Origin of the sequence: Glutamicibacter sp. MCAF14 (assembly GCF_052114325.1) — a bacterium.
Lineage (GTDB): Bacteria > Actinomycetota > Actinomycetes > Actinomycetales > Micrococcaceae > Glutamicibacter > Glutamicibacter arilaitensis.
Genome location: NZ_JBFREO010000004.1, coordinates 561181 through 584278 on the forward strand (window position 1 = coordinate 561181; position 23098 = coordinate 584278).

Here is a 23098-nt window from a genome sequence, read left to right on the forward strand (position 1 = left end):
GACGCGGCTCATAGTCCTTCGGCGTTAATTCTGGCCAGCAGCAACGCTTCAGCCTCAATGGCATGCTGGAAGTCACCTAAATGCAGCGACTCATTTGCCGAGTGCGCCCGGGAATCGGGATCCTCGACGCCGGTCACCAGGATCTGTGCCTTAGGGAAGACTTCGAGCAAATCACCGATGAATGGAATCGATCCACCTAGTCCCATGTTCACTGGAACAACACCCCAGGCTTGTTCCAATGCCCAACGTGCGGTGTCATTTGCCGAAGCGTCAAGGTCAGCCTTGTAGGCATTGCCTGCTTCGGTAGCGACAAACTCAACTTCGGCACCGCGAAGGTCAACATTCTTCACATGTGCCTCCAGCGCCTTCAACGCCTCGGCCGGGTTCTGCCCTGGTGCCAAGCGCATCGATACCTTGAAGCGGGTAGCCGGCAGCAAGGTGTTCGACGAGTGATCAACACTAGGGATATCCATGCCAATCACGCTGAGCGCTGGTTTATTCCACAAGCGGTCGGTGATCTTTCCGGTGCCTGCGAGTTTGAAGGAGTCCAAAACACCTGAATCCCGGCGGAATTCAGCTTCATCAAAGTCAACTTCGGCCAAGTCGTTGGCAACCAGGCCGGCGACGGCAACCGAGCCATCTTCGTTGTGGAAGCTGGAAATCAATTTGGCGGCCATGATTGGCCCATCGAGTACCGGCCCGCCGAACATGCCGGAGTGAACGGCGTGGTTCAGCGAACGAACGGTGATCTCTGCTGCACACATGCCGCGCAACGAGCTGGTCAGGGCCGGGGTGCCTACGGACCAGTTGGACGAGTCGGCAACGATGATGACATCTGCGGTCAGCTTGTCCTGATGGGCCTCGAGGAAGTTGCGGAACGAAGGGGAACCCGCTTCTTCCTCCCCCTCGAAGAAGTAGGTGACACCGACTCCGAAGTCGCCAACCAGATCCAGCACGGCGCGCATTGCTGCGATATGAACCATGATGCCGGCCTTATCGTCGGCAGCTCCACGGCCGTACAGCCGGTCCCCTACCTTCGTGGCTTCGAATACCGGGGTGTTCCAGTCGGCTTCATTGCCCGGAGGCTGCACATCGTGGTGCGCGTACAGCAAGACCGTTGGCTTGCCCGGTACTGCCTTGCGCTGCGCAACGACAGCCGGTGCGCCCATGGCGCCGTTGTCTGCTGGTTCGCGCAGGATTTCCACGGTCTCCATGCCTGCGGACTTAGCCAATTCAGCTACGGCTGCAGCGGATTTCTCCAGGTTCTGCGGGTCGAAGGATTCCCAGGCAATGCTTGGGATTGCGACCAAAGCGGTGAGCTCCTCGAGGATCTTCTCGAAGTTTGTTTCGATGTGGCTTTTTAGCGCTGTGATATCGACACCGTTTGCAACTGCGTCGAAGGTAGTATTTTTGCTCATGTCTTCAGCCTAGCAATTCCTCGCGTATCGAATGTCACGCGGCTAACTTTTTCCAGCTAGAATAGAGGGGTGTTTGGACGTAAGAAGGATGAATCTAAATCCCCCGTAAATGTAGAGCCTGTTCAGCAGGCTCCGGAAACTACCGATGGCCGCAAGTCCGGTCCAACGCCCAAGCGCAGTGCGCAACAGGCGAACCGTCAGCGCCCGTTGGTTCCTACCGATCGCAAGGCTGCGAAGGAAGCCGAGCGTCAACAGCGTATTGAAGCGCAGAACCGTTTGCGCATAGCCAACGAAACTGGCGATGAACGTTACCTGATGCCACGTGATAAGGGCGAACAGAAGCGTTATACCCGTAACTTCATTGACTCCCGCTGGATGTTTGGCGAGTTCATGATGTTCATCATCTTGGCATTCCTGGTCATTTCATTGACCTTCCAGCGCAACCTGGAGATCCAGATGTTCGTGCAGGCTGCCCTGTGGGTTGTCATTGCATTGATCATCATTGAAGCAATCGTTACCACCATTATCTTGAAGAAGCGCCTGGTCGCTAAGTTCGGTCACATGGAAAAGGGCGTACGCATGTACGCAGCAATGCGCGGAATGCAGTTCCGCAAGTTGCGCCTTCCGAAGCCACAGGTCAAGCGCGGAGCGAACATCGACTAGTTCCGCCTAGGCTCTGAAAAGGGGCAAGCTCACACCTGAGCTTGTCCCTTTCTTAATTTAATCCGTATGCCAAATACAGAGCTTAACTCTTGTATTTGGGGTTACAAATCTTTTGTTCTTCAGGCGGGTGCTCCCGCGTCGGACGAGAATTTTACGTCCGCGGATCTCTTACCTTGGCCTTGTGGAGCTACTTACAAAGCTTGGACCTGTCATCACGCCTTCATAACTCCTCCGCCCCTACCCCACCGACGCATCTTATTCAGGATTACAGCGCGCGTTAGGCAGCTGAACCTCTTACGAGCCAAGCGCTTAAACAGATCAGGCCCCGAGTACTAGGTACTCGGGGCCAGAACTAAAGGCATTGCATCCTAGAGCAGGCGTTCCAATTCCTTATTGATGGAACGAGCCCAGAATGGACCTTCGTAGAGGAACGCGGTGTATCCCTGGACCAAATCAGCACCAGCATCCAAACGTTCTTTGACATCCTTGGCGTTTTCCACGCCGCCAACGGCAATCAGCGCCATCTCGGATGGAACCAGGGAGCGCAGCTGGCGCAGTACTTCGAGCGAACGCTGCTTCAGCGGAGCGCCGGAAAGTCCTCCTGCTCCGATTTCTTCAACCTTCGATGAGTCGCTCGTCAACCCTTCACGGCCAATGGTCGTGTTGGTGGCAATAATTCCGTCCAGCTTCAATTCGATAGCCAGTTGGGCCACGTCTGCGACGTCTTCATCGCTCAGATCTGGTGCGATCTTCACCAGCAGCGGGATGTGACGGCCTGCCACGGTGTCGGCAAGCTGGCCGACTTCAGAAAGCAATGGGCGCAGAGTCTCCACGCTTTGGAGCAGTCGAAGCCCTGGGGTGTTCGGGCTCGAAACATTGACCACCAAGTAGTCGGCGTGGTTCGCCAAGTGGCGGGTCGAGGTCAGGTAGTCCGCCACAGCGTCCTCGAGCTCAACGACCTTGGTCTTGCCGATGTTCACGCCGATCACTGGACGTGTTCCGGAATAGTCCTGATTCAGTTCCTGACGCGCCCCGGCAACGCGTGCGGAGACACGTTCAGCGCCCTCGTTGTTGAACCCCATGCGGTTGATGACCGCGCGGTCTTCAACGAGGCGGAAGAGCCGTGGTTGCGGATTGCCCGGCTGCGACTGGCCGGTCACGGTACCGATCTCCACGTGGCCGAAGCCGATGTCGCTCAAGGCGAGGATGCCGGTGGCACCCTTGTCGAAACCTGCAGCCAAGCCAAAGGGTGAAGGGAAATTAATGCCCATGACGGTGCGCTGGAGCTTGGGAGCCGGAGCAAAGAACTTGCGGGCTGCCTTGGTCAAACCTGCGCGTTGCGCAATCTTGATGGCATTGAAAGCAAAATGATGAGCTTGTTCAGGATCCATTTTGGTGAACACGTGCTTGAAGACCAGTGGGTATATGCGCATGTAATCATTTTCCCGTGAAGAACCCGAAACAGACAACTTCTGATGGGTAGTATGCAGGATATGAAGGAGCCGATTTTCCCAGGAACCAACTCGTGGCCAGACTTTTTACTCTCCAGCGAGCCAAATGAATGGGTTCAAGATCCACTGGGCAAGGACTTTCAGCACCAGACTTTGGACTTCGGCACGGATGCCGAGGGGCCGGCAGTTGCCACGCTGGTTCGCTACCGCCCCACCGGCTGGCGCAACAGGCTTGGGCGCAAAGCCCAGGGAGTGGTGCTGAGCATCCACGGGTGGAGCGACTACTTCTACAATCCGGAGCTGGCCTCTTTCTGGCACCATCACGGCTACCATTTCTATGCGCTGGATCTGCGTCACCATGGTCGCAGCCTGCGCACCGAACATGAACTGCCGGGCTACGTCGATGATCTTGCCACCTACGATGAAGAGCTCAACGCGAGCATGGAGATCCTGCGTGCGGCTCATCCCGGACTGCCAGTAGTGGCCCAAGGCCACTCCACCGGTGGCCTGGTGCTCAGCCTCTGGCTAGCTCGGGTCAAACCCGATATCAAGGCATTGGTATTGAACTCGCCCTGGCTGGAATTCCAGGGAACGGCTTTCTTGCGCATTCCTATGCATGGGCTGATGGAAGCGATCACCCGCACCAACCCGCGGCGCAAGCTTTCCGGACCGGAATTCGACCATTACTGGATGTCGCTGAGCGACCAGGCGCACGGCCAATGGGACGTGCACCGGTTGTGGCGCCCGAGGATCGCCTTCCCCAATACCGCAGGGTGGCTGAAGACAATTTTCGACGGCCATGCGCAGGTGGCCAAGGGGCTGAAGCTACAACTGCCGATCTTCGTCATGACCTCGGACCGTACCCATATCGGCACCACGTACTCCCCCGATATGCAGCACTGCGATTCGGTGCTCGATGTCCAGCTAACTCGCCTGAGGTCCCTGAAGCTAGGAAGTTTCGTGACCCTCTGCGAAGTGCCCGGGGCCATGCACGATGTCTTCACCTCGGCCGAACCGGCGCGTGCGGCAGCCTATCGGGACCTGCACCTGTGGCTGCGGATGGTCGGAAGCACGCGCTGAACCTGCTCAGGCCTGCGGCTTGTCCACCGCGCCACCGTAGCGGCGATCGCGGCGGGCATATTCTTCTACGGCCCTGAACAGAGTACGGCGGTCAACATCTGGCCATAGTTCATCTAAGAACACCATCTCGGCGTATGCCGACTGCCACAGCAGGAAGTTGCTGGTGCGTTGTTCGCCGCTGGTGCGCAGGAACAGGTCAACGTCCGGAAGCTCTGGTGCGTGCAGGTACTTGCCGATGGTCTTCTCGCCTACCGAGCTGGCCCGCAGCTTGCCTGCTGCTACGTCCTTGGCAATGGCACTCACGGCATCGCCCAGTTCGGCACGGCCACCGTAGTTCACGCACATGGTCAGCTGGCAGCCCTGGTTATCTTGGGTCAATTCCTCAGCGGCACGCAACTCGTTGATGACCGACTTCCAGAGTTTGGGCTCGCGGCCGGACCAGCGGATGCGCACACCCCAGGAGTTCAAGGTATCGCGCTGGCGGCGCAGCACGTCACGGGAGAAGCCCATGAGGAAGCGGACTTCCTCAGGGCTGCGCTTCCAGTTCTCGGTGGAGAAAGCATAGACCGAGACGTATTTGACGCCCAGTTCTACCGCTCCTGCCATCACGTCAAGCAGCGCTGCTTCCCCGGCACGGTGGCCCTCTGTACGCGGCAGGCCCCGCTGGTTGGCCCACCGGCCATTGCCATCCATGACGATAGCGACGTGTTCCGGTACCAGCTCGCGGGGAATAACTGGCATCTGCGGGTTCTGCGGATGCGCGAATGGTGCGACGGGGCCGCGACGGCCGGTGATCTTAGGAAGCTTCTTCAATTTCTCTCCACAAGACGTAGTGAATTTACTGCACGTTCCAGGTGCCACTGAAGGTAGTTGGCAACGATATCTGCTGCTTGCTTGCGTGCTCGCGGGCCGGCCTCGGCCACCGTGGCCCAGTCCCCCTCGAGCAGTGCCTGCAAATATCCAATGGTGATCGGGTGCGGCGATAGCGAGCCCGAGGGACGGCAGTTGGTGCAGACTACCCCGCCGAGCTGGACATGCGCCGCCTGGTGCGGTCCGGGGGCGCCGCAGCGCACGCAGCTGGTAAAGGATGGTGCCCAGCCAGCCACCGACAGTGCCCGCAGGATATAGGAATCCAGTACGGCACCGGAATCGACCCGCTGCTTGGACAGAAGTGCGATCGCACCGTGGAAGAGCTGGTACTGCTGCTGCGTGGAATCGCTTTCGGCCTCAAGCAGCTTTTCGGCAATCTCGGACATCGCATTGGCCACCGTGTAGCTGGGGTAGTCCATGACCAGCAGCTGGCCATAGGAATTGCGCAGCTGGGCTTGGGAGACGATGTCGAGGTTGCGGCCCATGACCATCAGTGCGTCGACTTCCATGAATGGTTCAAGCGTCGCGCCCATCCTTGAGGAGGTGCGGCGTACGCCCTTGGCTACGACGCGGACAATCCCCTGGGGCGTGAGCAACGTGATGATCCGGTCGGCTTCGCCCAGTTTATGGGTACGCAAGACCAAACCACGGGTGTGGTAGCTCTTGGAAGCGAAACCTGATCTGGACACGGATAATATTCTCCCACCTTTGCTCCGGCAGAACGCAAAACGCCACGGCCAGCGAGGTGTGCTGGCCGTGGCGTTTTGCAAGCATCAGGCTTGCGGTGATGCCTTACTTGCTGTCGCGAATAGCGCGGTTGACGGCCGAAACCACTGCCTTTAACGCCGCGATGTTGGTGTTGGTGTCCAGGCCGATGCCCCACAGGATGCGATCGCCCACAGCACACTCGACGAATGCGGCCGCGCGAGCGTTGCCGCCCTCGGACATGGCGTGCTCGGTGTAGTCCAGCACGCGCAGGTCTACCCCGTCATCGTTGAGCAGCTTGACCAGTGCGGAAACCGGACCATTGCCCTGGGCGCTGCGCTCGTGCGCCACGCCGTCGATGATCAGCTTGGTATCGAGCTGGAACGAACCGTCCTCTGCCGAAGCCGCAGTAGCCGAAGCAATTTCGTAGTGGCCCCAGGTTTCCAGGCCCGAGCCCTCGGCTGCTGGCAGGTATTCGTCCTGGAAGACTTCCCAGATGTGCTGCGAGGAAATCTCGCCGCCCTCGGTGTCAGTCTTGCGCTGGATGACCCCGGAGAACTCGATCTGCGCACGACGCGGCAGATCCAAGTTGTAGTCGTTCTTCAGCAGGTAGGCCACGCCGCCCTTGCCGGACTGCGAGTTCACGCGGATCACGGCCTCGTAGGAGCGGCCGATGTCCTTCGGATCGATCGGCAGGTACGGAACAGCCCAGACCAGGTCGTCGACTTCCTTGCCTTCGGCACTGGCCTTGGCTTCCATCGCTTCCAGGCCCTTCTTGATCGCATCCTGGTGCGAGCCGGAGAAGGCGGTGAAGACCAGGTCGCCACCGTACGGGCTGCGTTCTGCCACCGGCAGCTGGTTGCAGTACTCGACGGTGCGGCGGATGTGGTCCATGTCGGAGAAGTCGATCTGCGGATCGATGCCCTGGCCGAACATGTTCATGCCCAGAGTCACCAGGTCCACGTTGCCGGTACGCTCGCCGTTGCCGAACAGGCAGCCTTCGATGCGGTCCGCACCAGCCAGGTAGCCCAGCTCGGCGGCGGCCACACCGGTGCCGCGGTCGTTGTGCGGGTGCAGTGAGAGGATGATCGAGTCGCGGTTGGCCAGGTTGCGGTGCATCCACTCGATGGAGTCGGCGTACACGTTCGGGGTGGCCATTTCCACGGTGGCGGGCAGGTTCAGGATCATCTTGTTTTCCGGAGTCGCCTCCAGCACCTCGGCCACGGCCTCGGAGATGCGCTTGGCAAAGGCCAGCTCGGTGCCGGTGTAGGACTCCGGCGAGTACTCGTAGGTGATCTTGGTGCCGGTCAGCTGCTCTTCGTACTTCTTGCACAAGCGCGCGCCCTGGACTGCGATGTCCACGATGCCGTCCTCATCCTGGCGGAAGACGACTTCGCGCTGCAGGATCGAGGTGGAGTTGTACAGGTGGACGATGGCCTGCTTGGCGCCTTCCAGCGCCTCGTAGGTGCGCTCGATCAGGTGCTCGCGGGACTGGGTGAGCACCTGGATGGTGACATCATCGGGAATGCCGCGCTCGATCAGCTGACGGACGAAGTCGAAGTCGGTCTGCGAGGCGGATGGGAAGCCCACCTCGATTTCCTTGAAGCCCATTTCGACCAGCAGGTCGAACATCTTGTGCTTGCGCTCGGGGCTCATCGGGTCGATCAGCGCCTGGTTGCCATCACGCAGGTCGACGGCGCACCAGCGCGGAGCCTTGGTGATGTACTTCTCGGGCCAGGTGCGATCGGGCAGATTGACGTCGATCTGGTCCTGGAATGGAACATACTTGTGGATTGGCATGTTCGAAGATTTCTGCATGTTCTGCATTTCGGTGGGTCCCCTAGACAAAAATAGTGCTTAGTTTGTGGGGCCAGACAAGAGCTACTCCGCGACGAGGGGTCGGCCTGTAGACCACTAACGGTCCTTTGGATCCTCGCAGCGGCTGAGTAGTAGTAGAAGCTCGAAATGCACGAGTTGAGCATAACACCGTGCTTTGGAGGCAGGTGAAACTTGTTGCAGATTCATGTCACATTGTGGACAGATACGCTTCGCGCGATGGTGGACAGGTGCCCGCAGCGGGCCAAGAATGGGAGCATCGGCTGCGATCAGGAGGTCCGTCATGAAGGCCATTATTATCGGCGCGGGGATCGCCGGGCTCGTGGCGGCTCGGCAGCTGGGCCTGGCCGGTTGGCAGGTCACCGTGCTCGAGCGGGCTGAGGCGCCGCGGCCTGACGGCTACATGATGGACTTCTTCGGCCCGGGAGTCGAAGCCTCCGAACGCATCGGACTGCACCCCTACCTCGCTAAGGCCGCCTACCGGGTTCAGGCCGCCGAATATGTGGACGCGCACGGTACAACGACAGCCAGCCTCGATTATGAGAAGTTCTCGCAGATTGCCGGGGGCAATGTGCTCACCTTGCTTCGCCCGGAGATGGAAGCTGCGGCTCGTGCCGCGCTGGACGACGTGGAGCCGTCGCTGATCAGCCTGCACTACGGCGTGCAAATTGAACAGCTGGAGGCGACCGGACAGCAGGTGAAAGTGCAGCTTGCCGGCTGGTCCCAACCGATTACCGGTGACCTGCTCGTGGGCGCCGATGGGATGCACTCCACGGTCCGCGCTGCGTTCTTCGGCCCCGAGGAAGCGTACCTGCACCACTTGGGCATGCGGGCCGCGGCCTTCATCGTCCACGAGCCGGACCTGAACCGACGCTTCAAGAATCGGTTCGTGATGACCGATACGGTGGACCTCGCCGCGGGTATCTATGGGCTGCGCACGCAGGAAGTGGCCGCGTTCTTGGTGTACCGCCAAGATACGGACACACCGCTGGGCACGACCAGGGATCGCCTGCGCCATGTCTTCGCCGGGTGCGGCGCGCACGTGGACCGGTTGCTGGAGCTGTGCCCCGAGGAACCCTATGACGATTCGGTCGCCCAGGTACTCATGGATTCATGGTGTGCCGGTCCCGTGGTGCTGATCGGCGACGCGGCTGCCGCGGTCTCGTTGCTGGCCGGGCAAGGCGGGGCGATGGCCGTATGCGCCGGCGCCGCATTGGGCGATGCCCTGGGGTCTGTTACCGAACCGCGGCAACTGCCCGCTGGCCTGGCCCGGTACGAGGCGCTCATGCGGCCCAAGATTGCCACCGCCCAGGCTTCGGGCAGGCGGGCAGCCAACAAGTTTCCTGCCGCGCAACCGGCCAGCCCTGTGGTTGCGGCGCAGCATCATCAAAGCGACCAAGCTGCCCGGGATCGACCGGCTGGTGGCGCACCAGATCATCAAGCGCTTGGCGAAGTAGACGGGTAACGACGCCCGTCCCCCGGAACCGGTCGGGTTTTCGAGGGACATGCACTGCGCTGACGCTTTCTAGGCGCGCTGGGCTAGGGATTGTCTATATCTCAGTCTCGGTGCAATCGGTTTGTCGCTTGTTGTACGACTTCGAATATTTACGGCGAAGAACTACGGAAAAGAAAACTACGAGTCCTATTGTGATCAATATGGGGATGACGTAGAAAACGATCAGCTCAATCGCGGTCGGCACTAACGGATTCATTATTCTAGACACTCCATCTTCCTGCGCAGGAACTGAATTCGATGCTTGCTTTGACGATCATCATGATCCTCTGTTGACGGAATTACAAAAAATACACTAGTCGGAGTGCCTCTGGCGAACAATCATACTTTAGTAGCAGATGAGCTGCCTGACTGTGCACAGCAAGTCGGCACCGAAGTCTTGCGATCCGCTCCTCCACTGGTATTCGAACCCTGTTTGGAGTTGCTCTTCGGCTCTGGTTCTCCTAGTAGGCTGCGTCGTGGTAATGCATGCGCATCTTTGCCTCGGCTACTTCCGGATCCGCTGGGCACCGGCCATGTTGAAGCAGACCTGCATTCTCACAGGGCAACGGCGGCTTCGGCATTTCCGACTTTCTTTGGAACCTGATGTCCTCGACATTGCTGGTGACCGGCTGGTAAAGGCGCTGCCTACATCCTCAATGACGACGGGCCAGTTAAACCGGCTCGTCCCCCGCAACAGTTCCAGTTGCAGGGGACGAGAAGAGCGTCGGCTCGAAGCTGAATCGATGGGCTAGAAGCCGAGGCGGCCAAGCTGCTTCGGGTCGCGCTGCCAATCCTTGGCGACCTTCACATGCAGGTCCAGGTACACCTTGGTGCCCAGCAGCTTCTCGATGCCCTTGCGGGCGTTGGTGCCTACCTCGCGCAAGCGGGAACCGCCACGGCCAATGATGATGGCCTTCTGGCTGGAGCGCTCAACGAACAGCGAGACGTGGATATCGATCATCGGGTTGTTTTCGCTGCGGCCCTCGCGCGGAACCATCTCTTCAACAACTACTGCCAGGGAGTGCGGCAACTCATCGCGCACGCCTTCCAGCGCAGCTTCACGGATCAGCTCGGAAACCATCTTGGCTTCTGGCTCATCGGTCAGTTCGCCGTCCGGGTACAGTGGCGGGCCCTTGGGCAGGTGCTCGACGAGCACGTTGGCCACTTCTTCAACCTGGAATTCCTTCACTGCGGAAACCGGGACGATCGCGGAGAAGCCGTTCTCGCCGAAGGTCTGGGTGCCCATTTCGGCTACGGCGATCAGCTGCTGTGCCAGCTGTTCGCGATCCACCAGATCCGCCTTGGTGACCAGGGCGATGATTGGCTTGCGCTGCAGCTGTGCCAGCTGGGTGGCGATGAAGCGGTCACCCGGGCCGATCTTCTCATTGGCAGGGATGCAGAAGCCGATTGCGTCGACCTCGGAGAGGGTGTCTGCAACCAGGTCGTTCAGGCGCTGGCCCAGCAGGGTGCGAGGGCGGTGCAGTCCGGGGGTGTCCACCAGGATCAGCTGGGCGTCCTCGCGGTGCACAATGCCGCGAATGGTGTGGCGGGTAGTCTGCGGCTTAGCCGAGGTGATTGCGACCTTCTGGCCCACCAGGGCGTTGGTCAGGGTGGACTTGCCGGCATTCGGGCGACCTACGAAAGAGGTGAAGCCCGAACGGAAGCCCTCAGGCCATCCGCTTGATGCAAGCAGGTTGTGGTTTTCACTCATGTGAGGAATCCTCGTCGTTCTCAATATGGTCGGATGCATCTGTTTCCAGATGCTCTACATGGATTTTTCCGATGCGGTTGCGGCGGCCAGCAAGGGCCACCACGGTAAGGCGCAAGCCGTGTACATCAGCAGTGGAACCGAGCACCGGTACCGATTCCAAGGCCTTGGAAAGCAGTCCGCCGACGGTGTCGACATCCTCTTCCTCGATGTGCATGTCAAAGTGGTCGGCGATATCGTCGATAGATGCCGCGGCCACGGCGAAAAGCGAACCATCAGGGTTCTGGATCAATTCGGTCCTCGAACGATCATACTCGTCATCAATTTCGCCGACGATTTCTTCGAGCAGGTCTTCCAAGGTCACTAGGCCCGCAGTTCCCCCATACTCGTCGATGACAATCGCCAAGTGGATGGATTCTTGCTGCAGTTCCTGCATCAAGTCGGCAGCCGACTTCGATTCAGGTACAAAACGCACCTTGCGCGCCAGCTGCGCGAGGTTCTCTGCTTGCTGCAGGCCGTGGATCTCGCGGATCAGGTCCTTGAGATAGATGATGCCCTGGATGTCATCGGTGTCCTCGCCAATCAGCGGGATACGTGAGAAGCCGGAAGCGATGAACAGGTCCATCGCACTGTGGAATGAATGGTCTGCATCCAGTACCACCATGTCGGTGCGCGGCACCATCACGGAGCGGACGCTGGTTTCTTCCAGGTCGATCACCGAGGAGATCAGTTCCGCGGATTCTTCGTCCAGGTCCTCGCCTTCCGAAGCGCGGTCCACCAGATCACGCAGGCGTTCCTTGCCCAGGTAGCCATCTTCATCCACACCGCCGGGGCTGAGCGCCTTGGCAATGGAAGCCAGCCACGTGGTGATGGGCCCGAGGATCAGGCGCAGGAAGCGCACCAGGGTGGCGGTGGACTGCACGACTTTCTGGGCGTTGGAACGGCCGTAGCGGCGTGGCGAAACGCTAACCAGGACGAATCCCAGGGCGGCCATGGCAATGGTGGAGATCATGCCGATCAGCCAGACGTTCTCCAGCCACTGCGAGACCAGCAGGGCCACGGCCACGGCGGACGCGGTTTCGAACCAGATACGCCAGAACTTCACCGACTGGGCGTGGGTTTCGGTCTCATCCAGGATCGCCGAGAGCGATTTGGAATTGGACTCAGCACGCAGGCGTTCTGCCGCATGCCTTGATAATGCGTAGAAGGCTGAGTCTGCGGCGGTCAGCACGGCCGAGAAGGCCATGAAGACGAGGGCGAGAATCAGCAAAACTATTTCCACTGGGTTATTCCACCGTTTCCTTCGGCGCTGGGCGGCCGGTGTAGGACTCCAGAAGCTGTCGCTGCAAACCAAACATCTCTTCTTTTTCTGCTGGTTCCATGTGGTCGAATCCCATCAAGTGCAGCAGGCCGTGCGTGGTCAGCAGAAGGATTTCATCGTGGGTGCTGTGCCCGCCGGCTTTGGCCTGGGCTTCGGCGACGGAAGGGCAGATCACGATATCGCCTAGGATGCCGTTCTCCCCCGGTGCCCCGGCGGTCCCTGGACGCAGCTCGTCCATGGGGAAGCTCATCACGTCGGTGGGGCCTTCGAGGTCCATCCACTCCACGTGCAGTGCGCTCATGGCATCTTCATCGATGAAGACGACCGAGACTTCGGTTTCAGGATGCAAGAACATGGCCTGCAATACCGACTCGGCCAAGGCGTTGACGTCTTTGAGGTCGACCTCGTAGTCGGTTTCGTTATTTACTTCAATGCTCATTTGCTGCGCCGTCCCCGGTTGTGTTCTTTGCGTCGGGTGTCGTCCCAACGATCGTAGGCTGTGACGATGTCGGCAATCAGCCGGTGCCGGACGACATCTGAGGAGTCCAGGCGGCAGATGCTGATGTCCTCGATGCCTTCGAGCACATCGCTGGCCATGCGCAACCCCGAGGTCGCATTATTCGGCAGGTCCACCTGGGTGACATCGCCGGTGACGACCATCTTGGAGCCGAAACCCAGACGGGTCAGAAACATCTTCATTTGTTCGCTGGTGGTGTTCTGCGCTTCATCCAGGATCACGAACGCGTCGTTCAACGTGCGCCCGCGCATGTAGGCCAGCGGAGCGACCTCGATGGTTCCGGCTTCCAGCAGCTGCGGAATGGTTTCGGGATTGATCATGTCGTGCAACGCGTCGTAGAGCGGACGCAGGTAAGGGTCGATCTTCTCGGTCAGCGAGCCAGGCAGGAAGCCCAGCTTCTCCCCCGCTTCAACGGCAGGGCGGGTCAAGATGATGCGGTTAACCTGTTTGTCCTGCAAGGCGGCCACAGCCATGGCCATGGCCAGGAAGGTTTTGCCGGTACCTGCTGGGCCGATGCCGAAGGTAATCGTCGAGTCCTCGATGGCGTCGACGTAGCTCTTCTGGTTCACGGTCTTGGGCCGGATGGAACGTCCGCGGCCCGAAAGTATCTTCAACCCCAGAACGTCGGTCGGCGCATCCGGGTTACCGGCACTGAGCATCTTGATGATCTGCTCGATCGTTTCGGCACTCATGCGCGAACCGCGGGAGGCCAGCGAACGGGCTTCTTCGGTGACGCGCTGGGCCTTGCGCACTTGCTGCGGTTCGCCGACCAGAGCCAGTGACTGGCCATTGGGACGGAAGCTCACCTGCGGGTATGCGCCGGAGAGAATGCGCAGCAGCTCGTCGTTGGGACCTAGCGTGGCAATCATGAGCTCAGCTGTATCGAAACTGATGGTCAGCGAAGCGGATCCGTCCGCTGCTTTCGCGTTATTCTGTTCAACCTGCATGCAGTGCGTGGCGCCCCTTTACGAGCTTTGAAGTGATCGAGATTAGTCCTGCTTGCTATTCTATCCAGTTGCAGGCCAATCCGGAGATAATTCAGGTCTCAGCGTAAGCGAAAATACCTGAAAGTAGCATTGAATGCTACTAATCCGAGCAAGTCGCGAACATATAGATTTGGTTACGGATTAGTAAGTGGGCCCATTTTTCTCCTGTTCGGCCCTTTCAATATGGCAAGCTGGAAAGCGGTTCTAAAGCCTTTGGGGCCAAAATAGCCAGAATCACCACGGATTGGTACGCATTGCAGTCAAGGAACAAGCAGAAGATTTCGCGCCGGATCGGCGTTGTCGGAATCACTGCCGCGCTCGTCGTCGCCGCAGGCTGCGGTCTGACGAATCGCGAGAGCTCCTATGAGATGCCTACCAGCGCAGCAGCTGAAACGCTGAACCTGCCCGATGCAACTGATGCTGGCGAAGATGTCGCGGTGTCAACCAAGCTGCCGGTCTACTGGCTGGAAAATACCGAATCCGGCGTGTTCTTGTACCGCGAGTACTTGCAGGACAAACGCCATCAGGAACCCATTGGCGATGCAATCTGGACGCTGCTCTCCGCAGAGCCAACCAAGCCCAAGCGCTACACGCATTTGAAGCCCACCGATGAAATCGGTGTCTCCATCAATCAGTCCAACGTGATCACGCTGGATCTTCCCGCCAAGGTCTTCAGCGCCCATCTTGACCAGGGCCTGTCCGAACGCGCCATCCAGCAGCTGGTCTTCACCGCTACGGCAGCTGCTTCCAGCACCGGCCTGCTCGCAGGCGATGGTGCTCCAACGGTGCGAATCCTGGTCGACGGGCAACCTAACGCCACCGTGTTCGATGACTACCAGCTCGCAGATGTATATGAGCGGGATCCCGAGTTCATCGCTCCGATCTGGATCATCGATCCGCAGTACGGTTCCACCGAAGACGCGGGATCGATCAGGATTCATGGCCGCACCACCCAATTCGATGTTGGCACCTTCTATTCCTTGCAGCGCAAGGATGCCGACGGCAAGCTCTCGGTGATTACCGCCCAGAAGCAGGTCAATCCCGGACAGATCAAGGAAGATGGATCGTTCATCCTGACCACCGAATTGAAGGCCGGCTCTTACCTATTGACTTTCTGGGGCGTCGAATCTGAATCTGAACATCAGGTCGGCAAGGTCACCAGTAACTTCAAGCTCGAGTAGCACAGCCATGCGTCATATTCTCCGATGCCTCTTGAGCGTGACTGCCCCTAGCTAGCTGTCCGATGGCACGCCTGGCTTGATGGCTGAAGATCACCGCTCGATCGGTTTGCTCAGCGCCAGTCCCCGAAAATGCAGTGGCTTGCAGGAACCCCAGAGCAGATCCGTGCTGAATCTGCACCTCGTCATTTGCATCAAACCTGTGTTCTCGGCCAGACGCAGTAAAAAGAAAATGCTCCGCAACAGCTCTGCACTGACGTGCATTCGAGCTCTTGCGGAGCATTTTGAACTTTGCGTCCTAGAGTTCGCCGATCAGGTGCCTGATCAATACCAGCGCGGCAGGTCCTGCGGTTGAAGCGCGCAGCACATGCTGGCCCAGCAGGGCTGCATGGGCTCCGGCATCAATGAAGGACTGCAGCTCCGTGTCGGAGATGCCGCCTTCTGGTCCCACGATCACGATGACTTCTTGCCCAGCGTGGGCCCTCGGCAGCCAGGAAATAACCCGCTCGGCTACCGAATTCTCTGCCTGCTCGTGGAGCACCAGAACCAGCGCCCCGTAGGCCACGTCGGCTGCAATCGCCTTAGCCAGCTCCTTGGAACCCAGCGGAGCAAGCACCTCGGGCTCGTAAGCCCGGCGGGACTGCTTCTGAGCCGAACGCACCTGAGCGCGCCATTTGGCCATGGCCTTGTCGACCTTGGCAGCATTCCAGCGCACGATCGAACGGTCAGCCTGCCACGGACGCACAGCCAGCACACCCAGCTCCACGCCGGATTCCACGGCCTGCAGGTCGCGGTCGCCCTTGGACAGGGCCTGGACCAGTGTGACCGGGTGGTCGCTGATCGCTTCTTCGGTGCGTCGCAGAACCTTCACTGACAATAGGTCCTTGGCGGTTGCGGTGACCTCCACGGTCAGGCGCAGGCCCTTGCCGTCAAGCAGATCCAGATGCTCGCCGGCGGTGACACGCTTGACGGTGACCGCGTGGTGCGCCTCGGCGCCAGCCAGTTCGAGGATGTCGCCAGGAGCCGCCTCTTGAGCCTGCTGCCCTTCGATGACGAAGCTATGGTTGCTCATGCTTAGCGCTGGTTCAGCTTCTCACGCAGGCGGGAGAACATGCCGCCGGTGTGCTCGACACGACCAGCTGCCATTTCCTCGCCACGCAGCTTAGCCAGCTGCTCGAGCAGCTCGCGCTGTGCAGCATCGAGCTTGGTTGGGGTCTCCACCTGCAGATGCACGATGATGTCCCCGCGCTTGCCGCCACGCAGCCGTGGTACGCCAAGCTCGGACAAGGTGACGGTATCGCCATCCTGGGCTCCTGGCTCCACGTTGATGCGCTGCTCGCCGTCGAAGGTTTCCAGCTTCAACTCGCAACCCAGTGCGGCGGCGGTCATCGGCAGGCTCATCTTGGCGTGCAGGTCGGTGCCGGCACGCTCGAAGACCTTGTGGCGGCGCACATCGACCTCGACGAACAGGTTGCCGTTAGGGCCGCCACCCGGGCCGGCCTCGCCCTGGCCGCGCAGCTGGATACGGGTACCGGAGTCAACACCGGCAGGCACGTTCAGCGACTTGGATACATGCTCTCGCACGCGGCCTTCGCCGTTGCACTCCAGGCATGGATCAGGGATGGTGGTGCCGAAACCGCCGCAGGCAGCACAGGTTTCCACGGTCATCATCTGGCCCAGGAAGGAACGTACCGGACGCTGGACCTGGCCGGCGCCATGGCAGATGTCGCAGGTGACCGGGCTGGTGCCCTCACGGGTGCACGAGCCGTTGCAGGTCTTGCAGGTAACCGCAGTTTCCATTTCCAACGGGTAGACGGTGCCCTTGACGGCATCTTCCAGGTCGATGGTGATGGTGATCAGCGCATCGCGTCCCGGCTGGGTACGCGAGGCCGGGCCCTGGGCTCCGCCGCCGCCAAAGAACTGCTCGAAGATGTCGCCAAAACCGCCGAAGCCCTGGCCGCCACCGCCGAAACCTGGATGGCCATTGCCATTTTCGTCGCCCGTGGTGTCGTAGTTCTGGCGCTTGGTCTGGTCGGAAAGGACTTCGTAGGCACGGGTGACCAGCTTGAACTGCTCTGCAGCATCGTCGCTTGGGTTTACATCCGGGTGCAGCTTACGCGCCAACTTGCGGTAGGCACTCTTGATTTCCTGCGGGGTCGCGTCCTTGGCAACGCCTAGGGTCTCGTAATGCGAGCTCACGTTATTCGCCGTGTCCTTTCCTAAGAAACTTGAAAATCGGTAATACCGGGCCAGTGCCCAGCGAGGCTAGTTAGCCAAAATCTTCGACAGGTACCGTGCCACTGCCCGCACCGAGGCCATGGAGGTCGGGTAGTTCATCCGGGTGGGGCCCAGCACGCCGAGCTTGTTGCGCACGTCGGTGCTGTACGTTGTGGCAATCACGGCCGCGTCGGAGAGCTGCCCGTAGTGGTTCTCCGTGCCGATGGCCACGGCCACGCCGCGCGAATCCGCTTCCAGCTCGGAGAAGAGCTTGAGCAGCACTACCTGCTCCTCCAGTGCTTCAAGTACCGGGGTGATGCTCAGCGGGAAGTCGCCCTCCACACGTGCAAGGTTGGCGGTGCCGGCCATGATGATGCGCTGGGCGTTGGCCGCCTGGGCCATTTCCTCCAGCGCGCCGAAGACCTGCTGCACCAATGGTTCGGCCTGGTGTGCCGGACTGACTTCGGTACGGTTGAGCCTGTTGGCAAGTTCTGCCAGCTGCACTCCCCCGAAATTATTGAGCAGCCACTGCTTCAAATCGTTCAACTCGTTATCCGAGTACGAACGCTGCACCGGCATCATGCGCTGATCCACCGTACCGTTGGACGCGATCATCACCATCAGCACCTGGGTGGAGCCGAGGCCTACCAGATCCAGGTTCTTCAATGAGGCGGTGTCGTAGTGCGGCACCTGGATCATCGCCACCTGGTTGGTCAATCGGGCCAGCAGCCGAACGGTGCTCTTGAGCATTTCATCCAGGTCCGTGGAGCTGTCCAGGATCTTGTTGATGGCGTCACGTTCAGCCCGCGAAAGCGGCTTCAGCTCGCCGATCTCATCGACAAAGCGGCGGTATCCCTTTTCGGTGGGAATGCGTCCAGAAGAAGTGTGCGGGGCTGCAATGAGCCCTTCTTCTTCCAGCAAGGCCATGTCATTGCGGATGGTCGCTGCGCTGACCCCGAGGTTGTGCCGATCCAATAAGGCCTTGGAACCCACCGGCTCGCGGGATTGGACGTAGTCCTCCACGATGGCGCGCAGAACGTCTAAACGTCGTGGCTCTGTCATCACAGCACCTCCTTGGAATCCTCGTGCCCGGCTTTGGCACTCTAACCTGTCAAGTGCCAAGTCTAATACGTTCAGCTGTTGCTAGCATTGGATTTCGAGCGTATTCGATCACAGCGAAAGGCAGTACGTGACTAATTACTCCTGGGGACCGCAAGATCTCAGTGCACCGGCACCGAAAAAACTCCGCCAGGTCCCCGTCGAGCGTGGCATGGTTCTTGAAGACGCCACCACCGGATGGGTGGGAGAAGTCATCCGTACCGAAAAAGCCGGCGGCATGCGGGTGATCGTGCTCGAAGACCGCCACGGCAAGACACGCTCCTTCCAAGCCGGGTTCGGCTTCTTCCTCGAGGGTGAAGCTGTGGAAATCGTGGAACCGGTAGCCAAGGCCGCCGCGCCGAAGAAACTGGTCTCGGCCTCAGGCTCACGGGCAGTATCCGGGCTGAAGGCCCGTGAAGCTCGCGCCAGCCGCATCTGGGTGGAAGGCAAGCACGATGCTGAATTGGTTGAAAAAGTTTGGGGCCACGACCTGCGTGTCGAAGGCATCGTTGTGGAGCCATTGCACGGCGTGGACGATCTAGCAGGGGCGATCCGTGACTTTGCGCCTTCCGGGCAGCGGCGTCTGGGGATCCTGGTGGACCATCTGGTCGAAGGCACCAAGGAGTGGCATATCGTGGCCGAAGCAATGAAGGTTCCTGGGGCGGCGCAGAACGTGCTGATCCTCGGCCACCCGTACATCGACGTCTGGCAGGCGATCAAGCCATCCACCCTGGGCATCAAGGCGTGGCCGGTGATCCCCAAGGGCACCGATTGGAAGACCGGGGTGCTCAAGGCCTTCGGATGGCCGCATGCTACGGCAGAAGACATCGGTATCGGCTGGCAGCGATTGCTGTCCACGGTGCAGCATTACGGACAGCTTGAACCGCAGCTTCTGGGCAGGATTGAAGAATTGATCGATTTTCTCACCACCGAAGATTACGGTTTCCTAACGATTGACCAATAGTTAGACATTAGTTGGTGAATCTGCCTCGTCTGCTAGATGGTGGTCGCTATGATAAGAGAGACCACACTTAGCAAGACAAGGAATAATAGTGACATCACGCCAGACGAAACCATCGGAGAACGCACGCTTCGAAGGTTCCAAGACTTCTGCGTTGCCGCTGACTCCTTCTGAAGATCGCCAGTGGGCAACAATAGCCCACTTCGGCGCGATCTTGGGTTGCGTCCCTTCAGCGATCGTCTTTGCAGTGTTCCGCGACCGCGGTCCGTTCACTGCACAGGAATCCAAGGAAGCGTTCAACTTCACGTTTCCACTGACGATTCTTGCCATCGTATTCAATGTGCTCATGATCCTGCCATTCATCGGCTGGCTCTTCGCAGTCCTGGCGGTAGCGTTATGGGTCTTTATGACAGTATCGGGCGCCCTCGCAGCCATTCAGGCCAACAAGGGACGCCCTTACCGTTACCCGCTGAATCTTCGTCTAATGAAGTAGCAGCGGCTATTCAGTTCTAGAAATCGAGAAGTTCTCGCACCACGAGGTCGGCCAAGAGCCGGCCTCGTTGCGTTAACACCAAAGTGCCGGCAAACGCAGCCTTAGGTTCAATCAGCTCATCGGCAATCAAACCGGCAACCTTCTTGCGTCCGGTCTCCTCCAGCTCACTGATCTGCATTCCCGAACTCAGTCGGGTCAACAGCATGGTGCGTTCAAGCTGGACGGCCTGTGCATCTGGATATTCCCGTCCGTGCCCAGGTGAGATGCCAGCGTCGATGCGCTGCTGGTACGCAGCAGGATGCTTCACATTCCACCAGCGCAAACCGCCAACGTGCGAGTGCGCGCCAGGGCCTGCACCCCACCAATCCCCGCCCTTCCAATAAGCAATATTGTGCTGGCAGGCATTGGCTGGCTTCTTCGACCAGTTGCTGACTTCATACCAGGAGAAACCGGCAGCCGCGAACATTTCGTCAGCCAGCTGGTACTTCTCAGCATGGTCGTCATCATCAATGTTCGGCACTTGGCCACGGCGGATCTGCGCGGCAAGCTTGGTGCCTTCCTCGATGATCAGCGCGTAGGCGGAAATGTGGTCCGGTTCGTAGCTCAGCGCGGCTTCGATGCTGGTGCGCCAATCTTCCAGGCTCTCCCCCGGAGTGCCATAGATCAAATCGACGCTGACATCCAGGCCTGCTTCGCGGGCCCATGCTACTGCTTGCGGAACCCGTTTCGGATCGTGGGTGCGCTCCAACACCTTGAGGACGTGCGGCACTGCGGACTGCATGCCGAAGGAGACGCGAGTGAAACCACCGTCAGCCAATTCCTGCAGGGATTCACGAGTCACCGAATCAGGGTTGGCTTCGGTAGTGATTTCCGCACCGGGCTTCAGGCCGAATTCTTCACGAATCTGCCCGAGCACCGAAACCAAATCACTGGCAGGCAGCAACGTGGGGGTTCCCCCGCCAAAGAAAACGGTTTCAATTTCACGGTGCGGCTGGCCCGAACGGTCCATCACTTCGCGGGCGAAGCTGATTTCCTTGCTGACAGTGGCAGCGTAGGTTGCTTGGCTGGAGCCGGAGCCCAGCTCCGTGGCGGTGTACGTGTTGAAATCGCAATAACCGCAACGGACGGTGCAGAACGGAATATGCACATAAAAGGACATGGTCCGCCCCGCTGCCTCATGCGCGCATGAGGCAGGGAGCAGACCATCGGCCGGAGCCGGATCGCCGTCAGGCAGAACTGAAGGCATTTACTTCTTTTTCGGCTCGTCGGTGGACAGTGCGGCAATGAAGGCTTCCTGCGGAACCTCCACGCGGCCGACCATCTTCATGCGCTTCTTGCCTTCCTTCTGCTTCTCGAGCAGCTTGCGCTTACGGCTGATATCGCCGCCGTAGCACTTGGCAAGAACGTCCTTGCGGATGGCTCGGATGTTTTCACGGGCGATGATGCGCGAACCGATCGCTGCCTGGATCGGAACTTCGAACTGCTGGCGAGGAATCAGCTCGCGCAGCTTCGAGGTCATCATGGTGCCGTAGCTGTAGGCCTTGTCGCGGTGCGTAATCGCGCTGAATGCATCGACCTGTTCACCCTGAAGCAGGATGTCGACCTTGACCAGATCGGCAACCTGCTCGCCGTCGGCCTTCCAGTCCAGCGACGCGTAGCCGCGGGTCTTGGACTTGAGGTGATCGAAGAAGTCGAACACAATCTCGGCCAGAGGAAGGTGGTAGCGCATTTCAACACGGTCTTCGGAGAGGTAGTCCATCCCGCGCATGGTGCCGCGGCGGGACTGGCACAGCTCCATGACCGAACCGATGAACTCACTTGGCGCAAGGATGGTAGCGGCAACCATTGGCTCATGAACTTCCAGGATCTTGCCATCCGGGAATTCCGAGGGGTTGGTCACCGTAATCATCTGCTTGTCTTCGCCCATGACTTCGTACACCACGTTCGGTGCGGTCGAAATCAGGTCCAAGTTGAATTCAGATTCCAGGCGCTGGCGGGTGATTTCCAGGTGCAGCAGGCCCAAGAAGCCCACACGGAAACCGAAGCCCAGGGCCACGGAGGTCTCTGGTTCATAGGTCAGCGCAGCATCGTTAAGCTGCAGCTTGTCCAGTGCGTCGCGCAAGACCGGGTAATCAGTGCCGTCCATCGGGTACAGGCCGGAGAAGACCATAGGCTTGGCCTCTTCGTAGCCACCCAGGGACTGGGTAGCTGGCTTGAGGAAATTGGTGACGGTATCGCCGACCTTGGACTGGCGCACGTCCTTCACGCCAGTGATCAGGTAGCCTACCTCGCCAACACCCAGGCCCTTGGTTGGCTCAGGGTTCGGCGACGAAACGCCGATCTCCAGCAGTTCGTGGGTAGTGCCGGTGGACATCATCTGGATCTTCTCGCGAGGAGAGAGATTTCCGTCGACAACACGAACATAGGTGACCACACCGCGGTAGGTGTCATACACGGAGTCGAAAATCATCGCACGGGCCGGGGCCTTCGCATCGCCTACAGGCGGTGGCAGCTGCTTGATGACTTCATCGAGCAACTCTTCAACGCCCTCGCCGGTCTTGCCCGAAACCTTCAAGACCTCTTCTGGTTCGCAACCGATCAGGTTGGCGATCTCAGCTGCGTACTTCTCCGGCTGGGCGTTAGGCAGGTCGATCTTGTTCAGCACAGGGATGATCGTCAGATCGCCCTCGATAGCCAAGTACAGGTTTGCCAGGGTCTGCGCTTCGATGCCCTGAGCCGCGTCGACCAGCAAAATGGCGCCTTCGCAGGCGGCCAGCGAACGGGAAACTTCATAGGTGAAGTCAACGTGCCCCGGGGTATCGATCATGTTCAGTGCGTATGGGGTGCCGTCTTCGGCTCCCCATGGCATGCGAACTGCCTGGGATTTAATGGTGATGCCGCGTTCGCGCTCGATATCCATGCGGTCGAGGTACTGTGCCTTCATGTCACGGGCAGCGACAACGCCGGTCAGTTGCAACATCCGGTCGGCCAGAGTCGACTTACCGTGGTCGATATGGGCGATGATGCAGAAGTTACGGATGAGCGACGGATCGGTCGCGGCAGGCACCGGAGCGGTGCGGGCCAATGGAGACACCTAAACA

General features: G+C 59.5%; 20 protein-coding genes. 6 read left to right on the forward strand and 14 right to left on the reverse strand.

Going from position 1 to position 23098, the window contains the following annotated elements; genetic code table 11:
* Nucleotides 1–8 precede the first annotated feature (8 nt).
* Nucleotides 9–1418, reverse strand: a complete 1410-nt coding sequence (locus tag AB4Y71_RS10115; protein ID WP_441720135.1) for a dipeptidase — start codon at nucleotides 1416–1418, stop codon at nucleotides 9–11.
* A gap of 69 nt (nucleotides 1419–1487) precedes the next feature.
* On the opposite strand from AB4Y71_RS10115, the gene AB4Y71_RS10120 reads away from it, so the two are divergent.
* A complete protein-coding gene (locus tag AB4Y71_RS10120; protein ID WP_441687583.1) occupies nucleotides 1488–2081 on the forward strand; it encodes a DUF3043 domain-containing protein in 594 nt (197 codons plus the stop codon).
* A gap of 368 nt (nucleotides 2082–2449) precedes the next feature.
* Here AB4Y71_RS10120 and AB4Y71_RS10125 read toward each other — a convergent pair whose 3' ends face one another.
* Nucleotides 2450–3514 (reverse strand): quinone-dependent dihydroorotate dehydrogenase, encoded by a 1065-nt coding sequence (locus AB4Y71_RS10125; RefSeq protein ID WP_441720137.1) that lies wholly within the window; start codon nucleotides 3512–3514, stop codon nucleotides 2450–2452.
* Between the two features lie 60 nt (nucleotides 3515–3574).
* Here AB4Y71_RS10125 and AB4Y71_RS10130 point away from each other — a divergent pair, with 60 nt between their 5' ends.
* Nucleotides 3575–4612, forward strand: coding sequence for an alpha/beta hydrolase (locus AB4Y71_RS10130; RefSeq protein WP_441720139.1), 1038 nt, complete (start codon nucleotides 3575–3577; stop codon nucleotides 4610–4612).
* A 6-nt stretch (nucleotides 4613–4618) separates the two neighbouring features.
* Here AB4Y71_RS10130 and AB4Y71_RS10135 read toward each other — a convergent pair whose 3' ends face one another.
* The 3 genes from AB4Y71_RS10135 to leuA form a co-directional block, all read right to left on the reverse strand.
* The gene (locus tag AB4Y71_RS10135; protein WP_013349021.1) at nucleotides 4619–5425 is read right to left on the reverse strand and encodes an isoprenyl transferase; all 807 of its coding nucleotides are present in this window, start codon (nucleotides 5423–5425) and stop codon (nucleotides 4619–4621) included.
* Complete coding sequence (gene recO, locus AB4Y71_RS10140) at nucleotides 5422–6171, reverse strand: DNA repair protein RecO (RefSeq protein ID WP_441720142.1); 750 nt, start codon at nucleotides 6169–6171, stop codon at nucleotides 5422–5424. Before recO ends, AB4Y71_RS10135 begins: the two co-directional genes overlap by 4 nt.
* Before the next feature lie 103 nt (nucleotides 6172–6274).
* A complete protein-coding gene (gene leuA, locus AB4Y71_RS10145) occupies nucleotides 6275–8014 on the reverse strand; it encodes a 2-isopropylmalate synthase (protein ID WP_441720143.1) in 1740 nt (579 codons plus the stop codon).
* Nucleotides 8015–8306: 292 nt separating this feature from the next.
* Between leuA and AB4Y71_RS10150 the strand changes: the two genes are divergently transcribed.
* Nucleotides 8307–9488: an FAD-dependent oxidoreductase gene (locus AB4Y71_RS10150; RefSeq protein ID WP_441720146.1), complete on the forward strand. Its 1182-nt coding sequence runs from the start codon at nucleotides 8307–8309 to the stop codon at nucleotides 9486–9488.
* A 778-nt stretch (nucleotides 9489–10266) separates the two neighbouring features.
* On the opposite strand, the gene era is transcribed toward AB4Y71_RS10150, so the two are convergent.
* Genes era through AB4Y71_RS10170 form a run of 4 tightly spaced genes read right to left on the reverse strand, consistent with a single transcriptional unit; the run spans nucleotide 10267 to nucleotide 14011 of the window.
* Entirely contained in the window at nucleotides 10267–11229 is a 963-nt protein-coding gene (gene era, locus AB4Y71_RS10155) for a GTPase Era (protein ID WP_013349025.1), read from the reverse strand.
* Nucleotides 11222–12508, reverse strand: a complete 1287-nt coding sequence (locus tag AB4Y71_RS10160; protein ID WP_013349026.1) for a hemolysin family protein — start codon at nucleotides 12506–12508, stop codon at nucleotides 11222–11224. The genes era and AB4Y71_RS10160 overlap by 8 nt, the downstream gene beginning before the upstream one ends.
* Before the next feature lie 4 nt (nucleotides 12509–12512).
* The gene (gene ybeY, locus AB4Y71_RS10165) at nucleotides 12513–12986 is read right to left on the reverse strand and encodes an rRNA maturation RNase YbeY (protein WP_102597620.1); all 474 of its coding nucleotides are present in this window, start codon (nucleotides 12984–12986) and stop codon (nucleotides 12513–12515) included.
* On the reverse strand, nucleotides 12983–14011 hold the full coding sequence (locus AB4Y71_RS10170) for a PhoH family protein (protein ID WP_013349028.1): 1029 nt from the start codon (nucleotides 14009–14011) through the stop codon (nucleotides 12983–12985). Before AB4Y71_RS10170 ends, ybeY begins: the two co-directional genes overlap by 4 nt.
* A 293-nt stretch (nucleotides 14012–14304) precedes the next feature.
* Here AB4Y71_RS10170 and AB4Y71_RS10175 point away from each other — a divergent pair, with 293 nt between their 5' ends.
* Entirely contained in the window at nucleotides 14305–15231 is a 927-nt protein-coding gene (locus tag AB4Y71_RS10175; protein WP_441720148.1) for a GerMN domain-containing protein, read from the forward strand.
* 295 nt (nucleotides 15232–15526) lie between these two features.
* Here AB4Y71_RS10175 and AB4Y71_RS10180 read toward each other — a convergent pair whose 3' ends face one another.
* The 3 genes from AB4Y71_RS10180 to hrcA form a co-directional block, all read right to left on the reverse strand.
* The gene (locus AB4Y71_RS10180; RefSeq protein ID WP_441720150.1) at nucleotides 15527–16300 is read right to left on the reverse strand and encodes a 16S rRNA (uracil(1498)-N(3))-methyltransferase; all 774 of its coding nucleotides are present in this window, start codon (nucleotides 16298–16300) and stop codon (nucleotides 15527–15529) included.
* Nucleotides 16301–16302: 2 nt separating this feature from the next.
* Nucleotides 16303–17427, reverse strand: coding sequence for a molecular chaperone DnaJ (gene dnaJ / locus AB4Y71_RS10185; protein WP_013349031.1), 1125 nt, complete (start codon nucleotides 17425–17427; stop codon nucleotides 16303–16305).
* 66 nt (nucleotides 17428–17493) lie between these two features.
* A complete protein-coding gene (gene hrcA / locus AB4Y71_RS10190; RefSeq protein ID WP_441720153.1) occupies nucleotides 17494–18507 on the reverse strand; it encodes a heat-inducible transcriptional repressor HrcA in 1014 nt (337 codons plus the stop codon).
* Nucleotides 18508–18634: 127 nt separating this feature from the next.
* Here hrcA and AB4Y71_RS10195 point away from each other — a divergent pair, with 127 nt between their 5' ends.
* The gene (locus AB4Y71_RS10195) at nucleotides 18635–19507 is read left to right on the forward strand and encodes a DUF3097 domain-containing protein (RefSeq protein WP_441720156.1); all 873 of its coding nucleotides are present in this window, start codon (nucleotides 18635–18637) and stop codon (nucleotides 19505–19507) included.
* 88 nt (nucleotides 19508–19595) lie between these two features.
* A complete protein-coding gene (locus AB4Y71_RS10200; protein WP_193057657.1) occupies nucleotides 19596–19997 on the forward strand; it encodes a DUF4870 domain-containing protein in 402 nt (133 codons plus the stop codon).
* Between the two features lie 16 nt (nucleotides 19998–20013).
* Here the strand turns inward: AB4Y71_RS10200 and hemW are convergent, their stop codons facing one another.
* On the reverse strand, nucleotides 20014–21243 hold the full coding sequence (gene hemW / locus AB4Y71_RS10205) for a radical SAM family heme chaperone HemW (protein WP_102597613.1): 1230 nt from the start codon (nucleotides 21241–21243) through the stop codon (nucleotides 20014–20016).
* The gene (gene lepA, locus AB4Y71_RS10210; protein ID WP_441720159.1) at nucleotides 21244–23091 is read right to left on the reverse strand and encodes a translation elongation factor 4; all 1848 of its coding nucleotides are present in this window, start codon (nucleotides 23089–23091) and stop codon (nucleotides 21244–21246) included.
* Between the last annotated feature and the right edge of the window lie 7 nt (nucleotides 23092–23098).

Bases quoted from the DNA above. Each gene is read 5' to 3' on its own strand.
- AB4Y71_RS10115 (WP_441720135.1), bottom strand. From the start codon at position 1,418: ATGAGCAAAAATACTACCTTCGACGCAGTTGCAAACGGTGTCGATATC.
- AB4Y71_RS10125 (WP_441720137.1), bottom strand. From the start codon at position 3,514: ATGCGCATATACCCACTGGTCTTCAAGCACGTGTTCACCAAAATGGAT.
- AB4Y71_RS10130 (WP_441720139.1), top strand. From the start codon at position 3,575: ATGAAGGAGCCGATTTTCCCAGGAACCAACTCGTGGCCAGACTTTTTA.
- leuA (WP_441720143.1), bottom strand. From the start codon at position 8,014: ATGCAGAACATGCAGAAATCTTCGAACATGCCAATCCACAAGTATGTT.
- AB4Y71_RS10150 (WP_441720146.1), top strand. From the start codon at position 8,307: ATGAAGGCCATTATTATCGGCGCGGGGATCGCCGGGCTCGTGGCGGCT.
- era (WP_013349025.1), bottom strand. From the start codon at position 11,229: ATGAGTGAAAACCACAACCTGCTTGCATCAAGCGGATGGCCTGAGGGC.
- ybeY (WP_102597620.1), bottom strand. From the start codon at position 12,986: ATGAGCATTGAAGTAAATAACGAAACCGACTACGAGGTCGACCTCAAA.
- AB4Y71_RS10170 (WP_013349028.1), bottom strand. From the start codon at position 14,011: ATGCAGGTTGAACAGAATAACGCGAAAGCAGCGGACGGATCCGCTTCG.
- AB4Y71_RS10180 (WP_441720150.1), bottom strand. From the start codon at position 16,300: ATGAGCAACCATAGCTTCGTCATCGAAGGGCAGCAGGCTCAAGAGGCG.
- hrcA (WP_441720153.1), bottom strand. From the start codon at position 18,507: ATGACAGAGCCACGACGTTTAGACGTTCTGCGCGCCATCGTGGAGGAC.
- hemW (WP_102597613.1), bottom strand. From the start codon at position 21,243: ATGCCTTCAGTTCTGCCTGACGGCGATCCGGCTCCGGCCGATGGTCTG.